This window comes from Henriciella aquimarina (genome assembly GCF_002088975.1).
Lineage (GTDB): Bacteria > Pseudomonadota > Alphaproteobacteria > Caulobacterales > Hyphomonadaceae > Henriciella > Henriciella aquimarina.
Genome location: NZ_NCST01000041.1, coordinates 120,391 through 135,809, shown reverse-complemented (window position 1 = coordinate 135,809; position 15,419 = coordinate 120,391). Strand labels below are relative to the sequence as shown.

Sequence of the window (15,419 nt, the reverse complement as noted above, 5' to 3'; positions counted from 1 at the left end):
TTCTCCAGGCCTGCTATGCGGGTGGGCGTGTCCGTACTTGCCCACGGATGCGCCAGCCCCTCGGCGGTGGCGCGCCTTATCCTCTCCATGCCCATTCTCCCGGATCGGTTTCCCGGCAGGCTTGGCCGGCTGCCTTTTGCATCATGGTGAAAGCATTTCTCAAGGCTTGACAGGGGTCGCCATTTTTCAGAATATACAAACTGTGTTTTCTGAGGTTGGCGCAACATCAGCGCCTGCGTTTGCCCGAGGGGCGATCGGCCGATCCGGAAGACCGTCGAGCAGCCGTCAGGCCTGAGACCGGCGCGCTGTCTGATCTGGGGTTCCGGCCTCAAGGGCTCTGCAGGAGCCGGATAACAAGAGAGAGGGAGTTGAAATGTCCATAGCTGAAACGTCCAGGGTCGAAGCCGCGCCAAGCGATGCCGAACTGATCCAGCGCGCGCGGGATCTGGCGCCAGGGATCCAGGCGCGCGCCGCCGAGGCCGACAAGCGCCGCAAACCGCATGACGACTCCATCAAGGAGCTCATCGATGCCGGTATCGTGCAGATGTTCGTGCCGAAGAAGTGGGGCGGCTCGGAAGCCAGCCTCTCGACCATGCAGGAGGTTGTCTCGATCATCAGTGCGGCGTGCCCGTCGACCGGGTGGATCGCGGCTTTCTACATCGTCCACAACATCTATATCGGCAAATATCCCAAGCGCACCCAGGAGGAGCTCTACGGCAAGAATGGCTATGTGCTGCTGCCGGCGGCCACGGCGCCGAACCTGTCGGCCAGCAAGGTCGACGGTGGCTGGGAAGTCAGCGGCCGGGCCCTCTGGGGCTCGGGTGTGATGCATGCCGACTGGGTGATGATGTCGGGCATGACCGACCTGGGTCAGCGCTCCTTCCTCATGCCGGTCGGAGATGTCGATGTGCAGGATAACTGGCACTTTATCGGCATGTCCGGCACGGGCAGCAATGACTATGTCGCCGACAAGGTCTTCGTGCCCGATCATCTGTCGCTGGACATGGACGAGGTGTTTGCCGGGCCGACCGAAGGCTCGCGCCTGCACGAGAACCCGCTCTATTCCGTGCCGCTGCTGATGCTCGCTTACTGCACCTTCTATCCAGTCATCACCGGGTCCCTGACGGGCGCCCTGCGGGCCTATGAGGCCATTGTCGACAAGCGCGTGCGCAATTTCAGCGGCAGCGTCGTGAAGGACCAGCAGAACACCCAGATCCTGCTCGGCAATTTCCAGGTCGCCACGCAGGTGGCCAATGAACTCGCACGGGCGGCGTTCGAGCGCACCGAGAAGATCATGCACAGCCGTCCGTTCACGGTCGAAGACCGGCTCTATGCCAAGGGGCAGACGGCTTTTACCTCGAACCATTGCCGCGACACCGTCAACAAGATGATGTCCGTGGCCGGATCGTCGAACTTCCATACCGACCAGCCGCTGCAGCGGATCTGGCGGGACCTCAACATGGTCTGCTCGCACGCCTTTGTTGACTGGGACATCACGCGCGAGCAATTCGGCCGGCAATATCTCGACCTGCCGTTCACGCACCCGCTTATCTGACCGGGCTGGTCCGATGTGTCCGCTGAGCGTCTCCTTCCCGTGGCGCTCCCGCGGATCACGGCCAGAGCGCCCATACCGTCCTTGCCAGTCTGACGGTATGGGCGCTGCCGTGTCGTCAGAATAGACATGATGACTGCCCTTTCCGCGGCGCGGCCATGGACGGGTTTGCCGGGATAAACCTGGCCGGGCAGGGTCTTCATGGGGCCATTCCCGATATGGCCCGCGGCCTGATGGCACAGACCTTGAAAGAGTGACCAAGTTTTAAGGCACTAGCCGCCGGGTGCGACGAATGCCTGCACTGGACCCCATTGCGCATCGACGGTAGCTTGACCTCATGAAAACAGCCGCTGACAAAGTGATTCCGGAAGCAGAAGACCATCGGGTTCGCGTCGCGGCAGAGCGGCGTCACCGCATGCGTCTTCGCCTTCAGGACGCCATCGTGACCGCCTATGCGTTGAGCCCGACCCTGCAACTGCCGTCCGTTGAGGATGTGTGTGCCGAGGCCGGCGTCTCTCGGGCGACCTTCTACAAGCATTTCGACTCCGTCCAGGACGCGGCCGACGCCATCGGCGAGTCCATGCTGGATGAGATGACCGTCAGCCTGGAAAAGATGATCACGCTCGATCAGCCTCCGATCGAACGGGCCGCGATCGGCATACAGATGTTTCTCATGCGCAGCGCCGTGGACCCGGCATGGGGCTCCTTCGTCTCACGCGCGTTCCAGATGCGGAAAAATGCCGATGTTTTCAGCGGGATCGACCGGGACCTTCGAGGCGCGCTGCAGGAAAAGGGAAAAGAGATCCGGAATTTCGATGCCATGCGCAGCCTGGTTCTCGGCGCAACGCTGGAGGGCATCCGCTCCGTCCACCAGACAGGCGAGCGCCGGCGCGACTATGTCGAAGAGCTGACCACGACGATCCTTTGCGCCCTGGGCGCGGCCCCCGAGGATGCGACCGATCTGGTTCGCAAGACCTCGATCTATATTCGCGGGCTGGCGCTCGATTGCCTGGAGTGGTGGCAGGACCCCTGGCGGTAAGCGCTCGGGGCAGGCCGGAGCGACCCGCTGACCGGCGGCGCTAGTCCTGCTTTTTCGACGTTTCGACCAGGCCGGTGATCAGGGCGCGAAGCGTGAATTCGAAGCGGGATTCCTCGGAAATCGATTCCAGATGGAAGCCCTGTTCGGTCAGCGGCAGCTTCTTGCGCGAGTCGGCGGGGATCTTCTTGTAGAGATCGCGTTCATCGGAATCGGCGTCGCTGGAGCCCAGCTGGCGCCTGTGCTCGCGCGAGACCCAGCCATGCACGAAATCGGCGATGGCCCGTGAGGCCCAGAAGGCCTTGAGCGGATCGAAGCCGTCGGCCTCGGCCATTTCGAGCAGGCGTTCCTGCCTCTGATAGATCACCGGTTCGCGCCAGGGCGTGCTCAGCGCATATTCGGCAAGGCCCGGCACGGCGGAATAGACCTTGTACATGTAAAGCCCGAGATCGATGGCATAGTCATGCCAGGTCTGCCCCTCCGGATCGGGCACACCGACGGCGTTCACGATCTCCTTGAGCAGCAGTTCGACCAGGTCGGAATGGCTGCTGATATGGTGGTACAGCGCCTGCGGCGTTACGCCCAGCTGCTGGGAAATCGCCGCCAGCGTCGGGTCCGAGCCGTGCTTGATCACGGCATCGACAATGGCTTTCCGGCTGATGCGGGGCGGGCGGCCGCGTCGGCGTTTGGGCGGGGAAGTGTCTGCCATTCAGTCATCCATTGCGTCGTCAGATGCGGAAAGCACCCGATGAAACCGATGCTTTGTAATGACAGGCGTAAGATTATCAATGCATTGGATGAGACTTGCCTGGCCGGGGGCAAGACGAAAAACGGGGGGCGAACGCGGTTCGCCCCCCGAAAATTATCCGGATTTGAGGTGGCGGGTCGGCCAGCCCCTGTTTAGCCGGCAGCCGAGTCCATGAGCTTCTTGCGCAGGGCTTCGGTCTCGGCGGCGTTGACCTCGAGCGTGTCGGGATCGAGCACGACGCCATAGGACTCGCGGGCCTGTTCCAGGCTGACATATTCCTTCACGACATCGTCCTGGACCTTTTCGACCGGGCGCTCGAACGGATTGCCGAACCCGCCGCCACCGGCACCATAGAGGTGTTCGGTGTCGCCCTTCTCGAAGACGAACTGGTGGGCGGTGAGCGGAAGGTCGATCTTCTCGTCGGAGCCCTCATGGGTCATGTAGGTCTCCGTGATCTTGCCGGGTTTGCCGCCGGCAAGGCCCCATGGCGGATCGAAGGTGCGCTCATAGCGGGAGTCGTAATTGCACTTCGCCAGAGCCTTCGTCACCATGATCGCCCCGAGACCGCCGCGATTGCGGCCGGGCCCGCCCGAATCCGGGCGCAGCGAAAACTGCTCGATATGGATCGGGAACATCGCCTCGCGCAGTTCCACCGGCGTGATCCGGACATCGCCCTGAGCCAGAGACACGACGGCGCTGAGGCCGTCCTGCTGGCTGGTGGCGCCCCAGGCGCCGGTGAAGGGCACGAGCGTCTGGTACATCTTGCCATTGCGCGGATCGACGCCCGAGACGGCACCGGCCCCGATATTGTCGGTATGACCGGCTGTCACGCCATCCGGCAGGGCCGGGAAGAGGGCGCGCAGCATGAGGTCGATGGTGGAGTTGATGGTCATCCCCCACCAGCCCATCGGGGCACGCCAGTCGGCGCTGACAATGGTGCCTTCCGGGCAGACGATCTTCAGGTTGCGGAACGCCCCTGAGGTGACCGGCGTGCCCGGCGCAGTGATGAACTTGAAGCCGAGACGGGCGATGGTGTCGGCCGCGCGTGAGTTACACGGGCCTTCGACCTGCGGAGACATGCCGCTGAAGTCGATCGTCATCTCGCTGCCTTCGATGATCAGCTTGACGTGAAGCGGCACCGGCTGGTCCAGGTTCACGCCATCCGTGTCGAGGTGGCAGGAGGCTTCATAGACCCCGTCCGGAATGGCGCTGATCGCGTTGCGCGCAACGGTTTCAGCGTCATCCGAGATGCGGTTGATGCAGGACTTGACCGCGTCCAGGCCGTACTTCCGCACCATCTCGCCGAACCGGCGTTCACCGAGACGGCAGGCGGAGATCTGGGCGCGCATGTCGCCCAGCACGAGGTCCGGGAAGCGGGAATTGGTCTCGATCAGCCGGTGGACTTCCGCCACGGGCTTGCCGGCACTGTAGACCTTCATGGTCGGGATCTGGATGCCTTCGGCGAAGATGTCCTTGGACTTCGAGGACATCGAGCCGCTGACGGCCCCGCCGACATCGATCCAGTGCGAGCGCACCGCGGCAAAGGCGACGATCTCGCCGCCCACGAAGACGGGCGTATAGATCGCGACATTGTTGAGGTGCTGGCCGGCGAGCTCGGAATTGTTGGCGACGATGACGTCACCTTCTTCCAGCCCGTCGCGGCCATACAGGTCGAGACCGGTCTTGATGGTCTTGTCGAGGTCGGCGACGAAGCCCGGCGCGGCGTGCGGTGTCTGCATGATCACGTCGCCATTGGCGTCGAGCAGGCACAGCGAGAAGTCTTTCACTTCCGCGGCGATGGGGCTGTAGGCGGTCCGGACGAGATTTTCCGTCATCTCGATCACGGTCGACAGAAGGCCGTTGCGAACGACCTCCAGCGTGATGGGATCGACCTCTGCCGCCTTGGGTTCCTTGATTGCTGTATCAGCCATGACCGTTGCTCCTCTCCTGACCCACGGATATGATTATCGCTCCAGACGGATCGACCGTGGCCCGATCCCCCTTGTTCAGAAGCGTTGTGCAGACTTCTTCCTCGATGATGGCCGGGCCTTCCAGCTCGTCACCGGCGAAGAGGTCATTGCGCTGGTAGATCGCGCAGTCGACAAAGCCGAGTTCGTCGAAATAGACCTTGCGATAGGTCGGCGAAAGCTTGCCTTCGGTACGCGCCGGCACGGGCGGGAAGCTTGGCCGCGCCCGTTTGGCCACCGCCACGACACGGACATTGACGACGTTCACGGCGAGGTCCGAGAAGGAGTGGCCGAACCGGCCTTCATAGAGTTCGTCGAACCGCTCGCGGACGGCCTTGAGGGCGACCTTGTCGAGTCGCGAGGCCTCGATCGGCGTCGGCAGGGTCCATTGCTGGCCCTCATAGCAGAGGTCGAGATAGAAGAGGCATTCGATCTCGTCATCCGAAGCCCCCGATTCCGTCAGACGCTCCCGGCCTTCTGCCTCAAGCTCGGCAAGGCTTTCATTGATAGAGTCGATTGCCTCTTCATTGAGCTTGTGCGGGCAGGTCTGGACCAGGTCGTGGCGCATGTCGGCGAGCAGCATGCCGAGCGCCGAGAAACAGGCCGGCATCTGAGGCACGATCACGGTCGAGATACCGATGGAGCGGGCGACCGAGCAGGCGTGCAGCGGACCGCCGCCGCCGAAAGCGACGAGCGTCGCATCGCGTGGGTCGACGCCTTTCTCCAGCGTGATGCCGCGAACGGCCAGCGCCATGTTGGAGTTGGCAATCGTCAGGATGCCGGAGGCGGCCTTGGTCGCATCGAGGCCCAGCGGCTTGGCGATGCGCTCTTCCATGACGCGTTCGGCCTCTGCCAGGTCGAGCGTCATCTGCCCGGCCAGATAGTCGGTCGGGTTGAGGCGGCCGAGCAGGGCGTTGGCATCGGTCACGGTCGGCTCGGTGCCGCCATTGCCGGTGCAGACCGGTCCGGGAACCGAGCCGGCGCTGCGCGGGCCGATCTTCAGAGAGCTGGTCTGGTCGAGGGCCGCGATGCTGCCGCCGCCGGTGCCGACCTCGATGACCTCGATGGTCGGGACCTGCAGGGGGTGGCCGTTCGCATAGCCGTTGACGTAATAGGTCTCCACGATGCGCGGGAAGCCGTCCTCAATGAGGGAGGCCTTGGCTGTCGTGCCGCCCATGTCGAAGCCGACCACCAGGGGCTTGCCCATGGCTTCGCCGAGCTGGCCGGCGCCGATCATTCCGGCCACCGGGCCGGACTCGACCATGGTGACGGGGATCTTGCGGCCCAGAGGCGTCGACATGACACCACCGTTCGAGCGCATCAGGTAGAGGTTTCCGTCGAAGCCGGAGTCGTGGCACCAGCCTTCGAAATCGTCGATATAGTCATTGACCTTCGGGCCGACGAACGCGTTGATCGCGGCTGTCGAGAAGCGCTCGAATTCGCGCCATTCGCGGGCCACTTCGCTCGAGGTCGTGATGTACATGTCGGGCAGAAGCGCCTGCAGCGCGTTGCGGGCCTCTTCCTCATGATCGGAATTGGCGTAGGCGTGCAGGAAGCAGATCGCGAGCGCTTCGACGCCGGCGTCCTTGAGCTTCCTGGCCATATCTTCCAGGGCGCCGGTGTCCAGCGGCTTGATCACGCCCCCATCCGGGCCGATCCGCTCGGTGACTTCGAAGCGCAGCTCCCGGGGGACGAACGGCTCCGGTTTCTGGAAGAAAAGATTGTAGTTTTCAGGACGGTTCGTGCGGCCGATCTCAAGCACGTCGCGAAAGCCCTCGGTGGTGAGAAGGGCGGTCTTGGCGCCTTTCCTCTCAAGGACGGCATTGATGACAACCGTCGACCCGTGCAGCAGGGTCTTCACGTCGGAGAGCGGAATCTCCGCCTGTTCGATGCATGACCGGATCCCGGACGTGAGGTCTCCTGGCGTACTGCGCGCCTTGGCGAAGGAGACTTCGCCGGAATCGTCGATGCTCAGCAGATCCGTAAATGTGCCGCCGATATCCACGCCAACCAACTTGGCCATATAGTCCTCCCTATGGTGTGGTATTCCCGTAATGAGTATTTTTTTACTGTAGTTCATTTAATTGTCAATCCGGCATGCGCGTTACGGTTTCCGGCAGGCTGGCGCGGTTGTCCTGTCCGGTGATGGCGACAGGGCCGGGAAGGCGTCGAAACACCTCTGAAAACAAGGAAGAGGGCGGCTCCCGGGTGGTTTGAAGCCCACGCGTCATGAGGCGTCCGGGGCAGGGAAGAATCTCGGTGCCGGCCCCCTTGTGCTGAGCCTGGCCCGCTGCGGCAGGCCCGGAAGGAATAGATTTTGGCCCCGACAGGCAAGCCGTCCCGGGGGGGGATGCCATGCTGCGGGCAGAGACTGCGGCGCTATGCGTTTTCAGGGCTTGCGGCCCACGCGTCCAGACGAGGCGGCGGGCGCGCTTACGGCAAATGCCCGCTCTGCCGCGCCGTATCAAACCGCTTCACTGAGAGGCCCCGCCAGATGAACGTCGCCAGAGCCATTCTCCCCGCCTCCCTGCTTCTTGCGGTTAGCTGCCAGAGCGTGGAGCCCGCGGAGACCTATGACGTGCTGATCGAGAATGCCGTCATTTATGACGGGCTTGGCGGACCGGGGCGGGCTGGCGACGTCGCGCTCAGAGAGGGCCGGATCGCCTTTGTCGGGGACGATGCGCCGGGCCGGGCAAGGGACGTGATCGATGCCGACGGCCTCGCGGTCGCGCCGGGCTTCATCAATCTGCTGAGCTGGTCGAACGAGGCGCTGCTCTATGATGGGTTCGGTGAGAGCGCCCTGCGCCAGGGCGTGACGCTGGAAGTCATGGGCGAGGGCGTTTCCATGGGGCCGCTGACCGATACCATGGCCGAGGATATGGCGGCCGCGCAGGGCAGTATCGCCTATGATGTCAGCTGGCGCTCGCTTGGCGGGTATCTCGACACGCTGGAAGAGAGCGGGATCGCGATTAACGTGGCTTCCTATGCCGGGGCGGCGACGATCCGGATGAACGTTCTCGGCAAGGCGGATGTCGATCCGACCGCCGAGGAGCTCGACGAGATGAAGGCGCTCCTGCGCGAGGCGATGGAAGAGGGCGCCATGGGCGTGGCCTCGTCTCTCATCTATCCGCCCGGGGCCTATGCCGAGACCGGCGAGCTGATCGCGCTGACGCGTCAGGCGGGCCAGTGCGGCGGCATCTATGCGACCCATCTGCGCAGCGAGGGCGACCGCTTCCTGGAAAGCGTCGACGAAGCGCTGACCATCGGCCGGGAAACCGGCACGCCGATCCACTTCTTCCATCTGAAGGTCGGCGGCGAGCAGAACTTCCCGAAAATGGCCGATGCCCTTGGCGCGATCGATGCCGCGCGCGCGGACGGGATGACCGTCACCGCGGACATGTATCTCTACAATGCGTCGGGGACCACGCTCGGCGCGTCCGTCCCGCCATGGGTACAGGCCGGCGGCACCGAAGCGATGATCGAACGCCTGCAGGATGATGAGATCCGCGCCCGGGTCATCGCCGAGATGCGCGATCCGGATGCCGACTGGGAAAATGTCATGGCGCTGGCCGGCGGGCCGGAGAATGTCATGCTGGTCGTCGCCAGCAAGGAAACGTTGAAACCCCTGATCGGGATGCGGATCGACGAGATCGCGGCGCTTTGGGGCGTCAGCCCTGAAGACGCGGTGCTCGATCTCCTGATCAAGGAGGAGGGGCGTCCGGAAGCGATCTATTTCACCATGTCGGAAGACAATTTGCTGGAGGTGATGCGCAAGCCTTATGTCAGCTTCGCCTCCGATGCCGTGGCGATGGCGCCGCGCGGGGCCTTCCTCGAAAGCGGCATGCATCCGCGCAGCTATGGCAATTTCGCGCGGGTCTTCGCGCATTATGTCCGCGAAGAAGATGTTATGTCGGTCGCCGAGGCAGTGCGCCGGATGACGAGCCTGCCGGCCGGCGTGCTCTCGCTCGAGGATCGCGGCGTCCTGGCTGAGGGCTACCGCGCGGATCTCGTGATCTTCGATCCGCAGACAATGCAGGATCATGCGACCTATATCGAGCCGCACCAGTTCTCCACCGGCGTTGATACGGTCTTCGTCAATGGTGTTGCCGCCCTGCGGGATGGCGAGCCGACGGGCGCCTTGCCGGGCCGGGCTATCAGGGGCCGCGGCTGGCTTGGCCATGAAGATGGCGGCTGCCGGGCGAGCGTCCGGAGCTGGGATGAAACAGGGCCTGTTGCGGGGGCTTCTTCTTCTAAGACGACAGAGCCTGGCGGAGGTGATTCTGCCGGCGCCGGCACAAGCGCGGACCGATAGCGAATAGCGGAGAGGGCGGGCCCCGGAAGATGCCGGGTCGCCTGCCCAAAAAAGTGACTTTATCGCCACAAACGGCACAAGAAAAAGGCAGCGTCCGGATTAAGCAGTTACATTTCATGAAAAATGTGCATGCTGGGTCCGCGAGAAAATACATAACACTTGCAATGTATGAAAGTGACTCTCCTGTTGCGGGGGTCGCTTCATGGGCAACAAAGGGGAAAGCCATGAATGCAGGCATCAGTTTCAAGCGCACAATGCTCGTCGCCAGCTCGGCGGCCGTGCTCGCGGCCACCGCACCGATTGCGGTAGCGCAGCAGGGGGAGGATGAGGCCCAGATGGATACGGTTGTCGTGGTCGGCAGCCTTATCAAGACGCCGTCGATGACGTCCGACACGACAGCCCAGCCTGTCCAGTATGTGACGCGCGACCAGCTGGAGAACACGCCGGCCGAGTCGGCTGCAGACTTCCTCCGCGAGCTTCCGGTCAATACCGGTATCAGCAATTCCTCGACGACCGACGAGTATGGCGGCGGCCGGTCCTCCATCAACCTGCGCGGCGTGGGCGACCAGTACACGCTGGTCCTGGTCGACGGCCGACGTCTGGCCGGTGAGAATGTCGCCGATATCGGCGCGATCCCGGCCGAGGCCATCGAAGGCGTCGAAGTGCTGAAAACCGGCGCGTCCGCCATCTATGGCTCCGACGCCGTGGCCGGCGTGGTGAACATTCGCCTGAGAAAGGACTTCAACGGTCTCGAGCTGACCACCTCCTATGGCGGGGCCACCGAAGGCGGGGCCGAGACCGCGCGGATCGCCGGCGTCATCGGCTTTGACAAGGGTCCGTTCAACTTCACCGGCAGCTTGGCCTATCAGGACCGGGAAGGCTTCAACAAGCATGACCGCGAGCTGACAGCCAGCCGGGACTATACCGAGTATGGCGGGCTTGACCGGCGCAGCAGCTTCAATGGTTCGCCGCACCAGATCATCGTCCAGAGCGGCCCGAATGCCGGCTCCTCTTACAGCGTCGACATCGACCGCTTCGACCCGGGCTATGTGCCGACCGATGTCAGCGACTTCATGGCCTATGATTTCGACCGTCAGGCGGAATCGACGAACGAGTACGGCACCTATCCGCCGCAAGAGCGTCTGTCCGGTCACTGGGCGGCCAGCTATGAGGCCATTCCCGACAAGCTGGAATTCTATTCCCGCGGCGTCTACGACCAGCGCGATCAGAAGTTCATCGCGAACCCGCCCTATACCGATGTCGCGGTTGGCGCCGACAATCCGAACAATCCCTTCGGCGAGGACGTCGTTGTCGTCTACACCTTCGGCGAGCAGGCCGCTGGCCTGATGACCGAAGATTTCGAGACCACCTCGCTGCAGGGCACGGTCGGTTTCGAAGGCGCGCTGGCCAGCTGGTTCAATTACGATGTCGGTTACACCTACTACAAGCAGGAAATCGACGAGAACTACCAGAACGACATCAACTATGCGCCGGCCCAGGCGGCTGCCACGGCCGGGGATTTCAATCCCTTCTGCTACTGGTGCAATGATGCCGACGTGCTCGACGCGATCAGCCCGGATGCGCACTGGGTGCAGGAGAACCAGGTCGAGACCTTCGACGCCACCGTCAGCGGTGATCTGTTCGACTTCTTCGGGCAGGGCAATGTCCAGTATGCGGCGGGCTATCAGCACCGCGATGTCTCGTTCGATTTCACGCCCAGCGGCGGCTGGTCCACGGCCAGCTACTGGTGGATGGGCGGTCCGCTCCAGAGCGAGAGCGGCAGCCGCGAGATCGACGCCTTCTTCGGGGAGCTGCGTGTGCCGCTCTTCAGTGCGCCGGTCGAGAATGCGACGGTCCAGTCCATCGAGATGCGCGGCGCGCTCCGCAGCGAGGAGTATAGCGATTTCGGTTCCTCGACGGTTGGCCAGGTGCTCGGCCGCATCGGCCTGTTCGGCGAGAGTGTCGTCCTGCGTGGCTCCTATGCGGAGACCTTCCGGGCGCCGAGCGTGTCCGCGCTGACCGATCCGGTCCGCTACAACACAGAAGGCGGCGGTTTCTACTATGACCCGGTCCGGGATGGCTTCCTCCCGGTCGACCGCATCTATGGGGGCAATAGCGAACTCGACCCGGAAGAGGGCGAGACGCTGAGCGCCGGTGTGATCTTCCAGCCCGACTTCGCGCCGAATCTCTTCTTCACGGTCGACTATTGGGACATGGAGATTTCCAACATCATCCGTCAGCCGGACGGTCAGGCCCTGCTCAACGGCACGGAAACCGCCGGCTCGATCACGCGTGATCCGGTGACGCTCTATCCGACCCTCGATCTGCGGCTCGACAATGGCGGTACGCGGTCTGTCTCGGGCGTCGATATCAGCCTGAACTATGACTATGAGACCGACAGCTACGGGACATACCGCTTCCTGCTCAATGCCACGCGTCTGACCGAGTTCAAGGAAACCGGCGCGGACGTGACCATCGAATATCTCGATGAATACAGCAGTGCGTTCGGCCCGATGCCGGAGCTTCGCCTGTCGGGCACGGTGAATGGCTATTGGGGGCCGGTCGATGCCTCCCTCGGCATCCACTATACCGATGGTTACCGCGACGTTGTGGAATCGGCCGGCATCGACCGCCGTGTCGATGAGTACACCACGGTCGACCTGCAGCTCGGCTATGAGTTCACCGACACTGCCGCGGCCGAGCGCTTCGGCCTCCTGTCCGGCCTGCGGGCCTATGTCGGAGCCGAGAACCTCTTCAATGCCGACCTGCCGTTCGTGGCTGAAAGCACCGATGGCTGGGACCGCTATATCGGCGATCTGCGTGGACGCTATCTCTATGCCGGTCTGAAGAAGACCTTCTAAAGTCCCGCGGGTGGGGCAGCGCTCTTGGGGCTGCCCTGCCTTGCTTCCGGCATGTGTGCTGTCGTGCTCCCTCATACACGCGCGCACATGCCGGTAAGCAGGCTGACAGTCAGACGCAGAAGAGGAAGGCAGGTCCCAGATGACGGAGAACGAAGCCGGCAGCAAGCCGGGCGGAGGCGAGACCTCCACGGAACAATCAGGTGTCAAAGCTCCCGGCGGTTTGCTGTTCGGCTATCCGAAGGGGCTCTTCCTGGTGGCCGGGACCGAGCTCTGGGAGCGGTTCAGCTTCTACGGGATGCTGGGGCTCCTGGTCCTCTTTCTCACCGACCCGGTGGTCAATGACGGGTTCGGCTGGAACGAAGCCGACGCGCTCCGCCTCTACGGCATCTATATCGCGCTCGTTTACATCACGCCCACCTTTGGCGGCTGGCTCGCCAGTACCAAGCTCGGCGAGCAGCGTTGCGTCCTCTGGGGCGGTATCCTCGTCACGCTTGGCCATTTCTGTCTCGGTGGCCCGGCCTATTTCCCGTTTCTCTTCGAAAAGATTTCCGGCGTGCCCGTGCATGACGCGATTGCGAGCGCCGGCTTCCCGCGCGGCCTGCTCTTCGTAAATGACACTATGCAGGCAGACCTGGCGGCGGCTGTCGAGCGGCTGACCGGCAGCGAGGCCGGAACGCTGGTGGCGCAGGCGGCCTATGTCTGCACGTCGCTGAGCTTCTGGGCCGGGCTGTTTTTCATCATTTTCGGCACGGCTTTCATCAAGCCCACAGTGACCTCCCTGGTCGGCAAGTTCTACGAAAAGGACGACCGTCAGCGCGACGCGGCCTTCACCATTTTCCTGGCGGCCGTCTATGTCGGCGCCTTCGCGGCGAATTTCGTGGCCGGCACGATGGGTGAGAAGCTCGGCTGGCACTATGGCCTCAGCGCGGCCGGCGCCGGGATGTTCTTCGGTGTGCTGTTCTTCATCCTGCTGCGGCGGCGTTATCTCGGCGATGTCGGCAGGTATGCCGGCAACCGCAAGCCGACAGAGGCGGGTGCCGAACGGGTGAAACTCACCGCCAGCGAGCGATCCAAGCTCAACGTGATTGTCGTCGGCAGCTTCTTCTCGATCGTGTACGCCTTCGCGTTCTACCAGAAGGGCGGCCTCCTTCATCTCATCACAAACGCCCAGACGGACCGTGTGGTGATCGGGTTTGAAGTGCCGGCGACATGGTTTCTGACGATCAGTACCGGCTTCTTCATCGCGCTCGCTCCGCTCTTCGCCAAGCTGTGGATCCGGCTGGAGAAGACCGGACGGTCTCCGGACGTGTCCCAGAAGCTCGCCATCGGGCTGGCGCTGCTGGCGATCGGCTATGTCTTCCAGCTCGGCGCGGCCTATGAGCGTGACCTCGCCGTGGACGGCAAGAGCAACGTCCTCTGGATCGTGGCGACCTATATCTGCTTCGGCCTGGGCGACATCTTCTTCTGGCCGACCATGTTTGCGGCGGTCAGCCGCTTTTCGCCCGAGCGGCTCGTGCCGTTCGTGTTCGGGGCCTGGTACTCCGTTTTCGGCATCGGCACATGGCTCGCCGGCGAGTTCGGGGCCCTGGCCTATGATGTCGGCCAGAAGACGGTCTTCTGGGGCATCCTCCTCGCCTGCTGCTTCAGCGCAGCGGCGCTCATCCTCCTGCGTCCATCCATCAAACGCGCCAGCCGCGGACGGCCCATGCTGTCACGCGCTGACGCGGGATAGGGCGCATCCCGGTTTTTGTTCTTGTATTGTAAAAGAGAGGCAAGCCTATGGCTCTTCATTTTCCCGTCGATGATCTGAAAGCGCGTCAGAAGCGTGTGCTTCAGGAGATGGCGCGCCGGGATCTCGACGCGATGCTGCTCTTCCGTCAGGAAAGCATGTATTATCTCACCGGTTACGACACGATGGGGTATATCTCCTTCCAGGCCGCGATCCTGACAGCGGACGGCCAGTTCACCCTGCTGACAAGGGAGCCCGACCGGCGCGCGGCGCGCATGACCTCCATCATCGAGGATGTGCGCATCTATGACGACCACCCAGACATCAATCCGGCCGAGATCCTTTCTGAGATCGCGGTGGAGCTTGTCGGCTCGGGCAAGCGGTTCGGTGTGGAATACGATTCCTTCGGCCTGAGCGCCAAGCGCGCCAACATGGTCGAGACGGCCTTTGCCGGCAAGGCAGAGCTCGTCGAGGCGACCGACCTTGTGGCCGACCTGCGCCTCATCAAGACGCCCGGCGAGATCAAATATGTCCGCAAGGCCGCCGAGATCGCCGATGCCTGCCTGAACGTCGCCATGGACATTGTGAAGCCCGGCCTGACCGAAGGCGAGCTGATGGGCGCGATGCACAACAAGATGTTCGAGATGGGCGGGGACTATGCCGCCAGCCGCTGGATCCTCGGCACGGGTGAGCACGCCATGCTGGTGCGCCACTTCACCGGCCACCACAACGTCATCCAGGAGACCGACCAGGTTCAGCTCGAATTCGGCGCGGCCTATCTCCACTATCATGGCTGCCTCTTCCATACGCTCTATGTCGGCAGCGTCACCGAGCGGCAGAAAGACCTCCGCAAGCTGTCGATCGAGGCCTTCGAGGCGGCGAAGGAAGCCTGCAAGCCGGGCAATCCGGTGAGCGCCATGTTCGATGCCTATCGAGGCGTTGCCGAAAAGGCAGGCGAACGCGATTGCGCGCTCAATGGCTGCGGTTACTCCATCGGCATCGCCTATCCGCCGACCTGGATGGAAGGCGCCTTCATCTTCCGGGGCAATGACCGCATTATCGAACCGGGCATGGTGTTCTTCCCGCACATGGTTTTCCTCGATACCGATGCGATGGCGACCGGGTGCGCCGGGGCCACGTTGCTCGTCAACGAGACAGGCAGTGAAAGCCTGTCCAAGATCCCTCATACGCTGCAGGTTCTCTAAGCCGATTAC

The 15,419-nt window shown here is 63.1% G+C and carries 9 protein-coding genes; 6 read left to right on the top strand and 3 right to left on the bottom strand.

What is annotated here, in order from left to right; genetic code table 11:
* Nucleotides 1-373: 373 nt before the first annotated feature.
* Together B8784_RS06985 and B8784_RS06980 are read left to right on the top strand one after the other, a co-directional pair.
* A complete protein-coding gene (locus B8784_RS06985) occupies nt 374-1,555 on the top strand; it encodes an acyl-CoA dehydrogenase family protein (protein WP_084396876.1) in 1,182 nt (393 codons plus the stop codon).
* A 334-nt stretch (nt 1,556-1,889) separates the two neighbouring features.
* On the top strand, nt 1,890-2,591 hold the full coding sequence (locus B8784_RS06980) for a TetR/AcrR family transcriptional regulator (protein ID WP_084396875.1): 702 nt from the start codon (nt 1,890-1,892) through the stop codon (nt 2,589-2,591).
* A 40-nt stretch (nt 2,592-2,631) separates the two neighbouring features.
* Here B8784_RS06980 and B8784_RS06975 read toward each other — a convergent pair whose 3' ends face one another.
* From B8784_RS06975 to B8784_RS06965, 3 genes are all read right to left on the bottom strand, one after another.
* Complete coding sequence (locus B8784_RS06975; protein WP_084396874.1) at nt 2,632-3,297, bottom strand: TetR/AcrR family transcriptional regulator C-terminal domain-containing protein; 666 nt, start codon at nt 3,295-3,297, stop codon at nt 2,632-2,634.
* Nucleotides 3,298-3,488: 191 nt separating this feature from the next.
* Entirely contained in the window at nt 3,489-5,267 is a 1,779-nt protein-coding gene (locus tag B8784_RS06970) for a hydantoinase B/oxoprolinase family protein (protein ID WP_084396873.1), read from the bottom strand.
* Nucleotides 5,260-7,326 carry a hydantoinase/oxoprolinase family protein gene (locus tag B8784_RS06965; protein ID WP_158085616.1) on the bottom strand — a complete coding sequence of 689 codons (2,067 nt, stop codon included), beginning with the start codon at nt 7,324-7,326 and terminating at the stop codon, nt 5,260-5,262. Before B8784_RS06965 ends, B8784_RS06970 begins: the two co-directional genes overlap by 8 nt.
* Before the next feature lie 471 nt (nt 7,327-7,797).
* On the opposite strand from B8784_RS06965, the gene B8784_RS06960 reads away from it, so the two are divergent.
* The 4 genes from B8784_RS06960 (at nt 7,798) to B8784_RS06945 (ending at nt 15,410) form a co-directional block, all read left to right on the top strand.
* Entirely contained in the window at nt 7,798-9,615 is a 1,818-nt protein-coding gene (locus B8784_RS06960) for an N-acyl-D-amino-acid deacylase family protein (protein WP_084396871.1), read from the top strand.
* 224 nt (nt 9,616-9,839) lie between these two features.
* Nucleotides 9,840-12,476, top strand: a complete 2,637-nt coding sequence (locus tag B8784_RS06955; RefSeq protein ID WP_158085615.1) for a TonB-dependent receptor domain-containing protein — start codon at nt 9,840-9,842, stop codon at nt 12,474-12,476.
* A 139-nt stretch (nt 12,477-12,615) separates the two neighbouring features.
* Nucleotides 12,616-14,208, top strand: coding sequence for a peptide MFS transporter (locus tag B8784_RS06950; protein WP_084396869.1), 1,593 nt, complete (start codon nt 12,616-12,618; stop codon nt 14,206-14,208).
* A 47-nt stretch (nt 14,209-14,255) separates the two neighbouring features.
* Entirely contained in the window at nt 14,256-15,410 is a 1,155-nt protein-coding gene (locus B8784_RS06945; protein ID WP_084396868.1) for a M24 family metallopeptidase, read from the top strand.
* Nucleotides 15,411-15,419: the final 9 nt, after the last annotated feature.

What these genes read in the sequence shown, in the direction of transcription:
- B8784_RS06985 (WP_084396876.1), top strand. Translation starts at nt 374, where the DNA reads ATGTCCATAGCTGAAACGTCCAGGGTCGAAGCCGCGCCAAGCGATGCC.
- B8784_RS06980 (WP_084396875.1), top strand. Translation starts at nt 1,890, where the DNA reads ATGAAAACAGCCGCTGACAAAGTGATTCCGGAAGCAGAAGACCATCGG.
- B8784_RS06975 (WP_084396874.1), bottom strand. Translation starts at nt 3,297, where the DNA reads ATGGCAGACACTTCCCCGCCCAAACGCCGACGCGGCCGCCCGCCCCGC.
- B8784_RS06970 (WP_084396873.1), bottom strand. Translation starts at nt 5,267, where the DNA reads ATGGCTGATACAGCAATCAAGGAACCCAAGGCGGCAGAGGTCGATCCC.
- B8784_RS06965 (WP_158085616.1), bottom strand. Translation starts at nt 7,326, where the DNA reads ATGGCCAAGTTGGTTGGCGTGGATATCGGCGGCACATTTACGGATCTG.
- B8784_RS06960 (WP_084396871.1), top strand. Translation starts at nt 7,798, where the DNA reads ATGAACGTCGCCAGAGCCATTCTCCCCGCCTCCCTGCTTCTTGCGGTT.
- B8784_RS06955 (WP_158085615.1), top strand. Translation starts at nt 9,840, where the DNA reads ATGAATGCAGGCATCAGTTTCAAGCGCACAATGCTCGTCGCCAGCTCG.
- B8784_RS06950 (WP_084396869.1), top strand. Translation starts at nt 12,616, where the DNA reads ATGACGGAGAACGAAGCCGGCAGCAAGCCGGGCGGAGGCGAGACCTCC.
- B8784_RS06945 (WP_084396868.1), top strand. Translation starts at nt 14,256, where the DNA reads ATGGCTCTTCATTTTCCCGTCGATGATCTGAAAGCGCGTCAGAAGCGT.